This is a genomic window from Arthrobacter sp. Marseille-P9274 (assembly GCF_946892675.1).
Classification (GTDB): Bacteria; Actinomycetota; Actinomycetes; order Actinomycetales; family Micrococcaceae; genus Crystallibacter.
This window is the reverse complement of sequence record NZ_CAMPOV010000003.1, coordinates 190,179-204,785: the sequence shown is the minus strand read 5'-3', so window position 1 is coordinate 204,785 and position 14,607 is coordinate 190,179. Positions and strand designations below refer to the sequence as shown.

The window sequence follows — 14,607 nt, the reverse complement described above, 5'->3', positions numbered from 1 at the left end:
GGTGAGGACGGTGGGGGGAGACGCGAATCAGCCGCGGAGGCGCTTCATCTCCGGGTCGTAGAGCGGTTCGGCCGACACTGTCGCCGCGATCCGCTTTCCGAAGTACTCGATCTCCACGGCGTCGCCGATATTGACGGATGCAGGGAGGTAGGAGTAGGCGATGGGTTTGCCCACCGTGTAGCCGTAGGCCGCGCTCGTGACATAGCCGACGCATTCGTCCTTGTAGAAGACCGGTTCCTTGCCTAGGACGATGGACTGCCGATTATCGATCGTCAGGCAGCGCAGGCGACGGGCAGATCCCTCTTCGGTACGGCCCTGAAGCGCCTCCTTGCCGACGAAGGTTTCCTTGGCGGTGTTCACTGCGAAGGAAAGACCCGCCTGGTATGGGTCGTGCTCGGTGGTCATATCGGAACCCCAGGAGCGGTAGCCCTTTTCGAGGCGGAGGGACGAGAAGGCTGCACGGCCGGCAGCAATGACACCAAAGGGCTGCCCGGCTTCCCAGAGCACGTCCCACAGCCGCTGCCCGTTGTCCGCGGTCGTGTAGATCTCCCATCCGAGTTCACCGACGTACGACAGGCGCATCGCGGTAACCGGAACGCCGCCGATCCGTGCCTGCTTCGCCCTGAAGTAGCGCAGGCCCTCATTGGAGAAGTCGTCGTCGCTGATGGTGGAGACGAGATTCCGCGCGAGTGGACCCCAGAGACCGATGCAGCAGGTGCCGCCGGTAATATCGCGCACCTGGACCCAGGCGGCGGCAGGATCCTCCTCGGTCTGCCGCCGCGCCTCGCCGGTGAAGTAGGCGAGATCGATGTTGCCATTGGCGCCGAGCTGGAAGGTCTGCTCGTCCAGGCGTGCCACGGTGATATCGCTGCGGATGCCGCCTGCATGGTCGAGTACGAGCGTGTAGGTGACCGCCCCGGGCTTCTTGTCCAGGTTCGAAGTGGTCAGGCGCTGCAACAGGGCCAAGGCTCCCGGTCCGGACACCTCAAGTCGCTTCAGCGGAGTCATGTCGTACATGGCCACAGCGGTCCGGGTCTTCCACGCCTCGGCAGCCGCGATCGGCGAACTGAACATCTGCGCCCAGGCATCCCGTGCCGGCGGGCGCCAATCGGCCGGCAGGTCCTTCAGGAGACGGGCGTTGGCCTCGAACCAGTATGGCCGCTCCCATCCGCCGGACTCGAGGAAGTAGCCGCCCAGTTCCTTCTGCCGGGCGTGGAACGGGCTGACCCTCAGGTTCCGGGGCGAGAGCCGCGGCTGCAGGGGGTGCAGTACATCGTAGATTTCGACGAAGTTCTGCTGGGAGGTTTCGCTGACGTAGGACGGGGTCAGCTGCACTTCCTCGAAGCGGTGCACGTCGCATTCTCCCAGGTCGGTTTCGGAGCGGCCCGTCGTGAGCAGTTCGGCCATCGCTTTGGCAACGCCGGCGGAGTGGGTCACCCAGACCGCTTCCGCGATGTAGAACCCGCCGACCTTTGAAGACTCGCCCATCAGCGGCCCTCCGTCGGGGGTGAAGGAGAAGATGCCGTTGAACCCGTCTTCGATCTCGCTGTTGCGCAGGCTGGGCAGCAGCTGTTGGGATGCTTCCCAGGAGGGCAGGAAGTCCTCGAGCGTGAATTCAAGCCGGGAAGGCATGTTCTTTTCGCTGATCTCATCCGGCTTGTAGCTGGTCAGGGTGTCCAGGTCCACCGGCATGGGCCGGTGCGCGTAGGAACCGATGCCGTAGCGCTCGCCGTGTTCGCGGTAGTACAGGTCCTGGTCCTGGAAGCGCAGGATGGGAAGCCCCGCTCCGTTGGGAAGCTCGTTGCGGCCCTTGAGGTCCTCGACCACCGTCGTTTTGACGTATTGATGGGCCAGCGGGAGCAGCGGCACCGCCATGCCGACCATCTCGCCGATCTTCGGGCCCCAGAATCCCGCGCAGGAAACGACAATATCCGCCGGAACAACCTCGGTCGGTGTCCGAACGCCGGTGACCCGTCCGTTGGACTGCTCGATATCGACGACGGGTGTGTTGCCGTGGTAAACCACACCGGCGGCGCTGGTGCGTTCAATCAGCAACTGCACGGCCCGGGCCGCGGCTGCGAGGCCGTCGCTGGGGACGAACAGTCCACCGAGGACCATGTCCTCGTCGAGCGGCGGGTAAAGCTCCTTGCACTCGGCGGGACTGAGGATGCGGCCCTCGATCCCCCATGACGAGGCATAGCCCAGCTTCCGGTGGAGATCGGCGAGACGGGTCTCCGTCGTCGCCACTTCGAGGCCGCCTACCTGGTTGAAGCAGTTTTCGCCGTCCTTCTCGAGGGACTTCAGCTTCTCCACCGTGTAGTGGGCGAACTGGCTCATGGTCTTGGACGCGTTCGTCTGGAAAACCAGGCCGGGAGCGTGCGAGGTCGAACCGCCCGGCATGTTCAAGGGCCCCTGCTCCAGAACCGTGATGTTGCTCCAGCCGCGGGCAACCAGCTCGTCCGCGAGGTTGGCGCCGACAATGCCTGCGCCGATGATGACAATGCGTGGTGGGGTGGCCATGGACGTTCTCCTTGGGAAATTCAAAGGGCGGGCGGTTGCCTGATCAGCGGAAAATGACGGTGCTGTGCCCGTCCAGCAGGACGCGGTGTTCGCAGTGCCAGCGAACGGCGCGGGACAGAGCCAGGGCCTCCGCGTCCTGTCCAACCGTCGACAGGGCAGTCGGATGGTAAGTGTGGTCCACGCGGATGACTTCCTGCTCGATGATTGGCCCTTCATCAAGGTCGGCCGTTACATAGTGGGCGGTAGCCCCGACCAGCTTGACTCCACGCGCGTAGGCCTGGTGGTAAGGCCGTGCTCCCTTGAAGCCCGGCAGGAAAGAATGGTGGATGTTGATCGCCCGGCCCTCGAGGGAAGCGCAGAGTTCGTTCGACAGGATCTGCATGTAACGGGCAAGGACAATGAGGTCGATTTCATGCTCGTCGACCAGTCGGAGAAGCGCCCTTTCCGCTTCCGGTTTGCTGCCCGAAGAGATCGGGATATACACGAAGGGCAGCCCCGCAGCCTCCGCCATCGGGCGCAGGTCTTCATGGTTGGACACGACGAGCGCGATGTCTCCGCCGAGTGTCCCCGCACGCCAGCGGAAGATCAGGTCGTTCAGGCAGTGTCCAAACTTCGACACCATGACCAGCAGCCGCATCCGGGTCTGGTCATGGAACTGATAGGTCATGCCGAACCGATCGCCGATCTCCTGGAATTTCTCCGTCAGGTGCGCAGCATCCAGTGCGTCCCTCCCCGAGAAGGCTGTCCGGAGGTACAAGTTGCCCCGGACCGAGTCATCGAACTGCTGGTGTTCGTCGATGTTGAATCCGTGCTCGACCAGGAAGCTCGTCACCGCATGGACGATGCCCGGACGCTGGGGACACGTCAGCGTCAGCAAGAACCGGGGCGACGTTTTCCCTTCGCCAGGCTGAGGGATGGCAGGTGATGCAAGGGCCGAATCAGCCAAAGCTGCCGGATTCAGTGAAGTCATGGGACCTCCTTGAGGAGTATGTGGAGTGAGTAGGACTGCATTGTGGATAACCTCTGGGGGCACGGACGCAGGACCGTCCTTTGGAAGATGCGGAGTAGTTGGGGATTTGGCGGATTTACAGGGCCGCGGCGCCTGCTTCGGCTACGGTCTGGTCCTGCTCGCCCGATCCTCCGCTGACGCCAACGGCCCCTACAACCTCGCCGTCCCGGGTGAGCGGAACGCCTCCGGCGAAGATCATGATCCGGCCCCCGTTGCTCGAGTGGATACCGTAGAACTGCTGGTTCGGCTGGGAGGTGTCCCCGAGGTCTTTGGTCTGGATGTCGAAGGCGCGCGCTGTGAACGCTTTATTGATGGAGATGTCGATGCTGCCGATCCAGGCGCCATCCATGCGGGCGTGGGTAACAAGGTTGCCGCCGCTGTCGACCACTGCGATATTCATGGGCTGACTGATTTCGACGGCGCGCTTTTCGGCGGCCTCGATGATGGTACGGGCTTCAGCGAGAGTTGGTGAGGTCATGATTATTCTCCGGCCGTTCTGATTGAGCTGGCGGTCGTATTCCTCCAGCTGGTGGGGGACGGCCTATTCGGCGGCCTGGGCGCGTTCTTCCAGTGGCGGTGTATCCCGGGTGATGCCCAGGAGGGCTTCGCCGCTCCGCTCCACGTCGCCGATGTGGCCGTTGACCCATTCGTGGAAGGCGCTGATGTGGTGTTCGCTGGGGACGAGTACCCCGCCGTGGGCGTAGATCTTGGAGGCCATGGCCGGCTGGCAGCGTTCGCAGGCGTCGAAGTCCTGCATGTTCACGCGGTGGAACAGTTCCACCGAAGCGGTGACGTCCTTGCCGGACTCGACGACATTGGGCAGGTAGAGCCAGTCGCACTCGACGATGGTGTGGTCCGCGGCGAGCGGGAACATGCGGTGGATGATCACGTGGTCGGGCACCAGGTTGACGAAGACCGTGGGCTTGATGGTGATCGCGTAGTAGCGGCGGTCCTGGTCCTCGCCGACGCCGGGGATGACATCCAGGCCTTCCGAGCCGTCGATGGTGAAGCCCTTGACGTCATCGCCGAATTCCGCGCCGTGGCCGACGAAGTATTGTGCGGCCAGGCCGTCGGCGAACTCCGGCAGCACCTCGGTCAGCTCCGGGTGGATGGTCGCGCAGTGGTAGCACTCCATGAAGTTTTCGATGATGAGCTTCCAGTTGGCCTTCACGTCGTACCTGATCCGCCGGCCGACTTTCAGGTTGGCGACGTCGTAGCCGTCGACGGCGTGGACGTCACCGAGGCGCTCTTCGATGGCGCCCATGACGTCTTCTTCGAAGGAGGGCGGTTCGTCGGCCAGGCAGACCCAGACGTAGCCCAGGTACTCGCGGATGTGGACCTTGGCCAGGCCGTATTCGTTCCGGTCGATGTCGGGCATCTTGGTGAGGTTGGGCGCAGCGATGAGCTTGCCCTCGAAGTCGTAGGTCCAGGCGTGATACGGGCACTGGAAGGAGCGGGCGGCCTCGCCGGATTCCTCCATGCACAGCTTCACGCCGCGGTGCCGGCAGATGTTGTAGAAGGCGCGGATCTCGCCCTTGCGCGTCCGGCTGATCAGCACGGACTCGCGGCCGATCTGTACCGTCTTCCACGCCCCTGCCTTATCCAGATCCGACGAGCGGATCGCGCAGAACCACATCTGCTCGAAGATCCGCTCCTGCTCGGCGCGGAAGATGGCGGGATCGGTATATGTATCCCCGGGCAGGGTGGCGATCAGGCTCTCGGAGATGATTTCGGCAGACATTGACGCTCCTGGAAAGATGTTGCGGACGGAGGGTGGAGATTCAGGACAGTGCTGGTGCGGAGGTAAGCGCGGCATGGGCGGCGTTCAGCTGGCGCCGCCACTTCGTGAACAGGCGCGGCTGGTTTGCGCCGATCACGGCAATAGGATCTTCGCCCCGGTAATAAACCGCCAGGAAACTGTGTTCCTCGGGCTCCCCTGTTTCGACCTGAACCCTGTCGGCATCGCGGGCGTTGCCTGCGAACTGGATTTTTACCCCGTATTGGTCGGACCAGAAATAGGGGAGATTGACTGGCTGCTTCGCAGTGGCGGGGTTCAGTAGCCCGGCCACTGCCAGTGCCGGGCGTTCCTGCGCTCCGTTCCAGTGCTCCACCCGATGATGGCGGTCGGACCGTTCGTCGAACCAGGCTGCGCAATCGCCGACGGCGACGATCCCGGGGACGTTGGTCCGGCCACGGGCATCACACAGAACGCCGCCGGGCGCCGAACCTGCGATCTCAATCCCCGAACCTTCCAGCCAGGCAACATTGGGCACAGCTCCGATTCCCACGAGCACGGCATCCGCCGGGACGAAACGGCCGCTGTCCAGTGTGACGCCGGTGATGCTTCCGGCCTCGCTGTTGAAGGAATCGATCCCGGTGCCGCAGATCAGCTCCACGCCGTTATGTCCGTGAAGCCGGGAGACAACGGCACCCATCTCTTCACCCAGCGGACCGCTGAGTGGAACCGGCTGGGCCTCGATAACGGTGACTTCCAGGCCAAGACCCTTGGCAGTCGAAGCTACTTCGGCCCCGATGAAGCCAGCGCCGATGACTACCAACCGGCGGCCCGGCCGCAGTTCGGCGGCGAGTGCCCGGCTGTCGGCAAGGGTGCGCAGAGTATAGACGTTGGAATAGCCGGACAGCCCGGGAAGGCTTCGAGCCGAGGCCCCGGTCGCGAGGACGATGCCGTCCGCCTCAACCGTCTGTCCGTTGCCAAGGGTAATGGTCTTGGTGGTGCTGTCCAGCTTTTCGGCCCTGCTGCCCAGGAGCCATTCAGCCTGGAGGTCTTCATCGGATGTTTCGAGCACCAAGTCCTCGGCCGTGATGCGGCCTAGGAGGAAATCCTTGGAAAGCGGAGGGCGGTCATAGGGGCGCTCGGTTTCCTCGCCAATGATGACGAGTTTCCCTTCGAAGCCGAGCGTCCGCGCTGCCCGCGCGGCGGACAGGCCAGCCAAGGACGCGCCCACGATCGCCAGGGTCTGCATCGTACCTCCACCTTGATTTCTGCTTTGCGCGGATAGCGCAACGTGCATCGTCATATGCAACTCATCCAGCGTGTCGCACTTCACATTGAGTGTCAATGCTTTTTGCGCGGAAGCTTCGGGCGGCCAGCAGACCGCGATTTGACAGGCGGTTTTGCCGGATCCCAAAACGGAAGCCGGCTGCCAAGTAACAGGCATCGCGGAAGTGCGCATGTCGACCCGAAATAAGCTGGCGGATTGCTGGATCCAACCGGCTATCGGCCGCGGATGGAACTCATGGTGCGCTCCGGCTGGCTAGAACCTGCATCACTGGCTTGCACCGCCGTGACTCTGGTTCTGTTGCGCTCGGCACGGAACGGTTCGTCGCGGAGGTGCTGATCCCAAAGGTTCCGAGAACGAGGTCAGGGTCCGGTCGGCGTCGTACGTCCCAACGATCCGCTGGGACTCTCCACGAATGCGTACTAGCTAAGCTGTGGCTCCTCGCGGGGTATGAACCGGACTGTCATCGCTTTATAGCCAGGAGTATTCGATTCCCGGGCGACGAGATCCCGGTGCACGAGGACGTTCGCTTCCGGGAAGTAGGCCGCAGCACAGCCGCGCGCGGTCGGGTAGGCGACCAGGCGGAACTTCTCGGCTTTGCGTTCGGTGCCCTTGAAGGTGCTGATGACGTCAACCAGGTCGCGGTCGGCGAAGCCCAGTTCCTTCAGGTCGTCCGGATTGACCAGGACAACCCGCCGGCCACCCGAGATGCCGCGGTACCTGTCGTCGAGGCCGTAGAACGTGGTGTTGTACTGGTCGTGGCTGCGCATGGTTTGCAGGATCAAATGGCCTTCCGGCGCTTCCAGGTACTCCAGCGGGCTGACCGAGAACCGGCCCTTGCCGATGTCGGTGGCGAAGGAGCGGGTGTCGCGGGGCGGGTTCGGCAGCACGAAACCGTTCTTGTTCCGGATCCGCTGATTGAAGTTCTCGAAGCCCGGCAGCACCCGGGAGATGTGGTCGCGGATGACGTCGTAATCCTCGGCCATGGCCCGCCAGTCCACCGGGTGGTCGTCGCCGAGGGTGGCCTGCGCCATGCGCGCGATGATCACGGGCTCGGCCAGCAGGTGCTCGCTGACCGGGGCCAGCCGTCCCTGTGTCGAGTGGACGACGGACATTGAATCCTCTACCGAGAGGAACTGCGCGCCCTTAGGGTGCTTGTCGTCCTTGTCGGTTCGGCCCAGGGTAGGCAGGATCAGGGAAGTCCGGCCGTGGACAATGTGGGAGCGGTTCGGTTTGGTCGAAACGTGCACGGTTAGGCCTGCGCGTTTCATGCCGGCTTCCAGCGCTTCGGTATCGGAACAGGCCAGCGCAAAATTGCCGCCCATGGACACGAAGACATCCACTTCGTCGTCCATAAACGCTTCGAGGGTCTCCGTTGCATCGACTCCATGCTCGCGCGGGGAAGTGATGCCGAATTCTTCGTCGAGGGCAGCCAGCAGCCATTCCTTGGGCTTCTCCCAGATGCCCATGGTCCGGTCACCTTGCACGTTGGAGTGCCCGCGCACGGGGCAGGCCCCTGCGCCGGGCTTCCCGAAGTTCCCCTGCAGCAGGAGGATATTAATGATCTCCCGCAGCGTATTCACCGAATGCGGCTGCTGGGTCACGCCAAGCGCCCAGCAAATGATTGTCGCTTTCGATGTGGCGAGCATGCCGGCAATTTTGGTGATTTCCATCCGGGACAGTCCGGTGGCTCGCTCGGTCTCGGCCCAGTCGAGCCGGCTGCGGGCTTCCCGGTATTCATCGAACCCGTCCGTCTGCGCGGCGATGAAGTCGTGGTCGACTATCGTTCCGGGGGCGCGCTTCTCTTCTTCCAGCAGCAGGTGCCCCAGGGCCTGGAACAGGGCGAGGTCGCCGCCGACCTTGATCTGCAGGAACTCATCAGCGACCTGATCTCCGCCGCGCATCAGGTTGCCTGGACTCTGCGGGTCCTTGAACTTCAGGAGGCCGGCCTCGGGCAGCGGATTCACGGCAACGACCATGCCGCCGTTCTGGCGGCACTCCGTCAGGGCAGAAAGCATCCGTGGGTGGTTTGTCCCCGGATTCTGGCCCACCACCATGATCAGCTCGGCCTTGTGCATGTCATCCAGGGAGACCGTGCCCTTGCCCACGCCGATGGTCGGATTGAGCGCGGACCCCGAGGATTCGTGGCACATGTTCGAGCAATCCGGCAGGTTGTTGGTGCCGATCGAACGCGCAAAAAGCTGGTACATGAATGCGGTCTCGTTGGCCGTGCGCCCGGACGTGTAGAAAACACAGCGGTCCGGTGTGGTGGCCCGGATGTGTTCGCCGATCAGACTGAACGCATCGCTCCAGGAGATCGGGGAGTAGTGCGTCTCTCCCTCGCGGATAACGACCGGCTCGGTGATTCGGCCCTGGTTGCCCAGCCAGTATTCGGTCTTTCCGGCCAGTTCCTCGATCGAGTGCGCCGCCCAGAATTCCGGAGTAACGGTCCGGAGTGTGTTTTCTTCCGCGATGGCCTTTGCGCCATTCTCGCAGAATTCGGCAGGTTTGCGCGCACCTGAAATCGGTTCGGGCCAGGCGCAGCCCGGACAATCAAAGCCGCCCCGCTGATTAACCCGCAGCATGGACCGGACGGTCCGGGTTATACCCGCCTGGGAGATGCCGCGGTCCAGGGACACTGTGACGGCCTTGATCCCGGCTGCTGCCGTCTTCGGGTCATGGACTTCGAGTTCGTTCTCGTCGATGTCCTGGACGGGAGCGCTGCGCTTGATGGGATTGATCATGATCTCCTGCTTGCCCTGCAAATATTTCCGAAAGCTGCCCGAATTGACGGAGGGCAGTCCTGTGCCTGCCCTCCGGCCTAGTGCCCGCGGGTGATCCATTCGTCGAGGTGCGGGGCCTCGGCTCCTATGCTGGTGGCGTCGCCGTGGCCGGTGTTGACCGTGGTCTCGGCAGGCAGCGTGAGCAGGCGGCTCTTGATCGAGTCGATGATCGTCTCGAAGCTGGAGTAGCTGCGGCCGGTGGCGCCGGGGCCGCCCTTGAAGAGCGTGTCGCCGCTAAACAGGGTGGCTTCTGATTCGAGGTGGAAGCACACGGAGCCGGGGGAGTGCCCCGGGGTGTGCAATGCGGTCAGGCTGGCTCCGGCAACCTCGAAGGTGTCGCCGTCCTCGATCGCGTGGTCCGGGGCGGAGTCGGAGAAGACAGCGTCCCAGAGCATGCGGTCGGCGTCGTGCAGGTAGACGTCTGCACCGAGCAGTTGCCGCGTCTCGCTGACCGCGCGGATGTGGTCGTCGTGGCCGTGCGTGAGCAGGATTGCCTTGACTGTCCGGTCTCCCACGGCCTCGGCGACGGCGGTCGGGCTGTGAGCCGGGTCGATCACAATGACCTCGGAATCGTCGCCGACGATCCAGATGTTGTTGTCGACGTCCCAGGTGCCACCGTCGAGCGAGAAGGTGCCGGAGGTGACGAGATTCTCGATGCGCACGCTCATGCCACCTCCAATGCCGAACGCAGGAAGTCGTTGACCGAGGTGCCGTTTTCCTTGGCACTAACGGCACTGAATTTATGAACCATGACTGACAGTCCTTCCTGATGCTGAGAATCTCTGCGGCAGCATTTACCCGCCTCGGATTGCAGCGGCCGGCTGGCGAGGCCCCGCGCAACCTATTGTGCAACGCGTATCGCCATGTGCAACAGCGTGACCTACGACACTGCCAATGTCAATCGATTGCGTTCTCTCACGAAAGGCGCCGAAACATATGCCGGTTGAGCCTTCGCCGGTTGAGGACGAGGCCTTCCTCCTCGTCCTCAACCGGCGGAACGAGGGCGCCGTTTGCCCTTTTGCGCCAGGCGTCAGGGCGCTCTGCCCTTGGCATGCAGGATTGCGTGTGATGGCTGACTAATCGAGTGAAGAATTGTAATCTCGTCAGCAACCCGAGCCACCCGGGCCGGTGATCTAGCGAGGAGAGCAGCCATGGCCGTCGATAATGAAGAACTACGGATCCTGGCTGAATGGAGCCAGCGGCTGACACAGGAACTGCAGATCCGGGATCTGGATGTGGACGTGGAATTGCTCTTGGATCTAGCAAGAAAATCCGCGGAGTCAGTGATACATGCGACGGCCCCGGTCACCACATTCCTGGTGGGATACGCGGCTGGTTACGGAGCCGGGGCGGCCGGCGCGGGTAACAAGGCGTCGACCCAGGGAGCTGTTTCAGAATCGGCAGACGTTGCGTTCAGACTCTGCCAGGAGGCACGCAACGAGGGTCTCCCTCCAAGGCAAAGGGGCTGATTGCGGACGCCCTCCCCGCCTGTGGCCGCTTCACTTCGGCATCAGGCGTTGGGTGCGGACCGGTCCGCCGTCGGGTAGGCGAACATGAGGGCGGCCGAGGCGACCCAGGCGAGGCCGACTCCTGCGAGGGTGAGGGCGCCGCCGAGTCCGGTGACGGTTCCGGCGAGGGCGGCGCCGGCGGCTGAGGCGCTGGTGCGCAGGCCGGCTCCTACGGTGAAGACCTGGGCTTTCAGCTCGGGCTGGCTCAGGTGGCTGCGGAGGAAGAGCATGGTGGTGGTGCTGGGCGCGGTGAAGACGCCGGAGAAGCCGATGGCGATGAGCGTCCAGGTTGTCCCGAGGTCGAAGGCCGCGGCGATGGTGAAGACGCCGGTGGCCAGGTAGCCGACCATCATGACCATGTGGGGGCGTGCTCGCGTTGGCCGGATCGTTTCCCACACCGCTCCGACCAGGCTGCCGACTGCGAAGGCCGTGACGAGGACGGCGCCCTCGGCGGCCGAGCCGATGCGCTCGATCGAGAGTGCGACGGCGGCGATCGCGAGCCCGCCCTGGCCGAGCTGGGTGAGGGTGGAGGCGCCGGTCACCACGGCCAGGCGCCGGTTCCCGACGATCTGGTGCAGACCGGCTTTGACGGACCGCCAGACGGAAACATCCGGGGCGGAGTGGGATGAGCGTCGGATCACGACGGCGCTCACCGCGCCGAGTGCCGCGGCGGCGGACAGCATCCACATGGCGGCCGGGGCGGGCACGAGCAGCAGCATGATGGCGACCAGGGCGGGTCCGCCGACGGCCGAGACGTTGTAGGAGAGCGCGTCGTAGCCGAAGGCCCGCCGTTTGTCCGGGATCGCGTCGGAAACGAAGCTGGAGAGCCCGCCCATGAAGAAGGGGGCGGCCGCTCCGGCCACGGCCAGGGCCGCGAAGATGGCGGGCAGGGGCGCCACGCCGAGGAACGCCGTCGTCGCGAAGGCGATGGCGGTCAACAGGCTGGAAGCCGCTATGAGGACGCCCGGCCTGCGGGCACGGTCGAGGGCAGCGCCCACCAGAGGTGCCGCGACCACGCTGGGGCCTAGGGAGACCGAGACCAGGGCGCCGCCGAGGAGGACATCGTCCATTTGCTGCACCGCGAGAATCGGGATAGCCACGGCGGAACCGGCAATGGCCAGTCTCGGCGGCGCCGACGCTGCAAGATATCCAAGGGCGCTCATTCGAGGGAGGGGCTTCCTTTCCGCCGTGGGTCTCGGGACACCGGTCCGTTGCCTGAACGGCCCGGGGCCCCCTAGGCAAGCATGCCCGAGGCGCGGCCTCCGGCCGGCGACGGCACCCGGTGTGTCCCGTTCGGTCCTCGGCGTCCTGCACGGCTTGGCGGGGCTTCACCGAGCTGACAGCCGTCTCGGGCGGCAGCACCGCTGGCTGCCGCGCCATACCGCGACCGCATGGAACCATGCCCACATGGACTTGGACGTGCGTCACAACGGCGCTTTATCGTTCCATCAAAGCGCGTCCAATGAAGGGCGCCGGAACGAAGGGTGCACGTATGGGAATCGAGTTCAATCGCCGATCGTTCTTCATGGCCGGCGCGTCGGCCGCGGGCAGCGGGGCCCTGGCAGCCGCCGCCCTTTCCTCAAGCCAAGCCACCGCACACGCGGCAGTAGCCACACCGGCGGCGCCCACTGTTCGACTTCAGCAGAAGGACGGCGTGGCATCGGGCTTCATCATCGGCGCCCCCAAGATCTCGGACCGAGCCAACCACGCCGTCGTCGAGGTGCCGGTGCTGTGCGAGGGTGGACCGCGTCTGGCGGTGACGCAGCCCGTCCGGGCGAGTGCCGCGGAAGAGATCGCTGCGGGTTTGAGCGCTGGGATTCTCGTCGACTTCGTCGTCAAGAAGGGTGAGGTCGTCGTCGGCGACGAGCACCGCGATCCCTTCCATGTCGTACTGACCAAGAGCAGCACGCCCATCTTCGCCACGCAGAAATACGGCCCGGAGCTGGCTCCTCGAAACGGCCGTCCCGGCGAGATGGTCTCGGCCGGCTGGGTTTATGGCAAGTCCCAAGGGACGATCACCATCGGAGACGGCCGCGTCGTCACCGAGGACATTTCCGGCCGTCCGCTGCCAAGGCCGAGCAAGCGCTATGAGGAGACCTATCGGGTCGCCGCCGACGCAGAGGTGTACCGCGTCGATACGACCAACTGGGGTGCCTCCGACTCCTCGACCTTCGAGGCGATCCCCGTCACGAAGGATTACTCCTACACGACCACCCGGCGTCAGGCCGCCTTCGTCGTGTTCGACCGCGACCATCGGCAGGTGAAGCAGGCCAAGGTCAGGCAGATCTTCTTCTTCACGCCGCATGACGAGTCGGACGGCAAACCCGTCTGGGATGTCCCCACGCAAAGCGACCTCCTCAGCGACAAAGGAGTCGACCCTGTGTCCGGACAGCGCTACGTGGACATCGTCGCGACCCGCCCGACAACCGCGGCCTACACCCGAAGCACGGAGCCCTTCGAAATCGTCCCCGGCACCTTCTTCTTCGTCGGCGACAACGAGGTCTCCTGCTACCTCTTCAAGACGAGCGGGGGGACCCGGAACCCGCAGGACGATCGCCTGATCCTCGTCGACACCGGATGGCCGAACAGCGGATACCAGTACTGGAAGAACATCGAGGCCATGGGCTTCGACCCGCGCGACATCGACGACATCATCATGGCCCACGGCCACCTCGACCATTACGGGTCCACCGTCGAACTCGTGACGATGATTGAGAACTCGGGCGGAAAGGTACGGCTTCTCTCGCCGCGTGAAGACATTGTCGGACTCCCGCAGGACGCCGTCGGCAACGTCTGGAACCTGCCGCCTGCGCTGCCTGCCGGGGAAACGCTCATCCGGGAGCGCAGCGATTTCTTCACCTACGACGAGTGGATGGATTTCGGAAACGTGCGCCTGCTGCCGCTGTGGTCGCCCGGACACACGCCCGGATCGGCCTCCTTCATCTTCGAGGTGGAGAATCCCGACGACGGCGAGCGTCTCACCTTCGGCTACATGGGCGGCTACGGCTGGAGCCCCAAGACGGTTTCCCCCACCAACGGCTGGCAGCGTCTGGGCTTCCCCTACAACCTCGCATGGCTGCAGCAGCGGTTCGAACCCGACTACGTCGCGGGGCAGCACGCGAACCAGTTCCCGCTCATCGAGATCTACCAGGCGCTGAAAGCCTACAACAACGACCCCGCGAACCGCGGCCGGCAGCTGACCATGCTGGATGCGATGAACCGTGGCGAATGGGTCAACTACCTCGAGAAGCGCTATGCGGTGGCCACCAACGCGGTGGCCGACGACCAGCCGGGATACCAGAGCATCGAGACCTACGGCCCCTTCAAGCCGGGCCGCGAGGAAGGCGTCGAGGACGTCCGCGTTCGGCTCGTCGATGGCGGCAAGGTGCTGCACGGCTACGACCGCGCCCTCAATAAGAACCCGCAGATCCCGCTGCTCGCAGACGGGGCGACCATCCTGATCGACAGCTTCGTGCACGACCCGGAGGGCTGGTACGTGCAGTTCGAGCTCGACGTGCTCGACTCCTACGGCGGATTCCTGCCGGGCGTGGGGCCGGTCGAGTCCATCCGTCCCGAGGTGACCGAGATCCTCCGCACCCAACGGTTTCCGAGCCGCGAAGGCCGCGGCGGTCCTCGAGTCGGTCAAGGCGGGCGGCACCTACCGCGTCGCTCTGACGCCAGCCAGCGCCATCGTCATCCCCGACGCCGGAGCACCCGTTTTCAGGGTAGCTAACGAGCGGCAGGGCTCGACGGAATTCCGTCGAGCC

Annotated in this window: 10 protein-coding genes; 2 read left to right on the top strand and 8 right to left on the bottom strand. The window is 64.4% G+C overall.

Annotated elements, in window-relative coordinates:
• Nucleotides 1-27 precede the first annotated feature (27 nt).
• The 7 genes from OC550_RS18290 to OC550_RS18260 all read right to left on the bottom strand — a co-directional run bounded on the left by OC550_RS18290 (nt 28) and on the right by OC550_RS18260 (nt 10,000).
• The gene (locus tag OC550_RS18290) at nt 28-2,520 is read right to left on the bottom strand and encodes an FAD-dependent oxidoreductase (protein WP_262107367.1); all 2,493 of its coding nucleotides are present in this window, start codon (nt 2,518-2,520) and stop codon (nt 28-30) included.
• A gap of 43 nt (nt 2,521-2,563) precedes the next feature.
• Nucleotides 2,564-3,490 (bottom strand): formyltetrahydrofolate deformylase, encoded by a 927-nt coding sequence (gene purU / locus OC550_RS18285; protein ID WP_262107366.1) that lies wholly within the window; start codon nt 3,488-3,490, stop codon nt 2,564-2,566.
• A 115-nt stretch (nt 3,491-3,605) separates the two neighbouring features.
• Nucleotides 3,606-4,007 (bottom strand): heme-binding protein, encoded by a 402-nt coding sequence (locus OC550_RS18280; protein WP_262107365.1) that lies wholly within the window; start codon nt 4,005-4,007, stop codon nt 3,606-3,608.
• A 63-nt stretch (nt 4,008-4,070) separates the two neighbouring features.
• Nucleotides 4,071-5,270, bottom strand: coding sequence for an aromatic ring-hydroxylating dioxygenase subunit alpha (locus OC550_RS18275; protein ID WP_262107364.1), 1,200 nt, complete (start codon nt 5,268-5,270; stop codon nt 4,071-4,073).
• Nucleotides 5,271-5,310: 40 nt separating this feature from the next.
• Nucleotides 5,311-6,723, bottom strand: coding sequence for an NAD(P)/FAD-dependent oxidoreductase (locus tag OC550_RS18270; RefSeq protein ID WP_262107363.1), 1,413 nt, complete (start codon nt 6,721-6,723; stop codon nt 5,311-5,313).
• A 248-nt stretch (nt 6,724-6,971) separates the two neighbouring features.
• On the bottom strand, nt 6,972-9,293 hold the full coding sequence (locus OC550_RS18265) for an FdhF/YdeP family oxidoreductase (protein ID WP_262107362.1): 2,322 nt from the start codon (nt 9,291-9,293) through the stop codon (nt 6,972-6,974).
• A gap of 77 nt (nt 9,294-9,370) precedes the next feature.
• Nucleotides 9,371-10,000 (bottom strand): MBL fold metallo-hydrolase, encoded by a 630-nt coding sequence (locus OC550_RS18260; protein ID WP_262107361.1) that lies wholly within the window; start codon nt 9,998-10,000, stop codon nt 9,371-9,373.
• Between the two features lie 483 nt (nt 10,001-10,483).
• On the opposite strand from OC550_RS18260, the gene OC550_RS18255 reads away from it, so the two are divergent.
• On the top strand, nt 10,484-10,801 hold the full coding sequence (locus OC550_RS18255; protein ID WP_262107360.1) for a DUF6457 domain-containing protein: 318 nt from the start codon (nt 10,484-10,486) through the stop codon (nt 10,799-10,801).
• 41 nt (nt 10,802-10,842) lie between these two features.
• Here the strand turns inward: OC550_RS18255 and OC550_RS18250 are convergent, their stop codons facing one another.
• Complete coding sequence (locus OC550_RS18250; protein WP_262107359.1) at nt 10,843-12,003, bottom strand: MFS transporter; 1,161 nt, start codon at nt 12,001-12,003, stop codon at nt 10,843-10,845.
• Nucleotides 12,004-12,332: 329 nt separating this feature from the next.
• Between OC550_RS18250 and OC550_RS18245 the strand changes: the two genes are divergently transcribed.
• Entirely contained in the window at nt 12,333-14,573 is a 2,241-nt protein-coding gene (locus OC550_RS18245; RefSeq protein ID WP_262107358.1) for an MBL fold metallo-hydrolase, read from the top strand.
• The last annotated feature ends 34 nt before the right edge of the window (nt 14,574-14,607 follow it).

What these genes read in the sequence shown, in the direction of transcription:
- OC550_RS18290 (WP_262107367.1), bottom strand. Translation starts at nt 2,520, where the DNA reads ATGGCCACCCCACCACGCATTGTCATCATCGGCGCAGGCATTGTCGGC.
- purU (WP_262107366.1), bottom strand. Translation starts at nt 3,490, where the DNA reads ATGACTTCACTGAATCCGGCAGCTTTGGCTGATTCGGCCCTTGCATCA.
- OC550_RS18280 (WP_262107365.1), bottom strand. Translation starts at nt 4,007, where the DNA reads ATGACCTCACCAACTCTCGCTGAAGCCCGTACCATCATCGAGGCCGCC.
- OC550_RS18275 (WP_262107364.1), bottom strand. Translation starts at nt 5,270, where the DNA reads ATGTCTGCCGAAATCATCTCCGAGAGCCTGATCGCCACCCTGCCCGGG.
- OC550_RS18270 (WP_262107363.1), bottom strand. Translation starts at nt 6,723, where the DNA reads ATGCGCACTTCCGCGATGCCTGTTACTTGGCAGCCGGCTTCCGTTTTG.
- OC550_RS18265 (WP_262107362.1), bottom strand. Translation starts at nt 9,293, where the DNA reads ATGATCAATCCCATCAAGCGCAGCGCTCCCGTCCAGGACATCGACGAG.
- OC550_RS18260 (WP_262107361.1), bottom strand. Translation starts at nt 10,000, where the DNA reads ATGAGCGTGCGCATCGAGAATCTCGTCACCTCCGGCACCTTCTCGCTC.
- OC550_RS18255 (WP_262107360.1), top strand. Translation starts at nt 10,484, where the DNA reads ATGGCCGTCGATAATGAAGAACTACGGATCCTGGCTGAATGGAGCCAG.
- OC550_RS18250 (WP_262107359.1), bottom strand. Translation starts at nt 12,003, where the DNA reads ATGAGCGCCCTTGGATATCTTGCAGCGTCGGCGCCGCCGAGACTGGCC.
- OC550_RS18245 (WP_262107358.1), top strand. Translation starts at nt 12,333, where the DNA reads ATGGGAATCGAGTTCAATCGCCGATCGTTCTTCATGGCCGGCGCGTCG.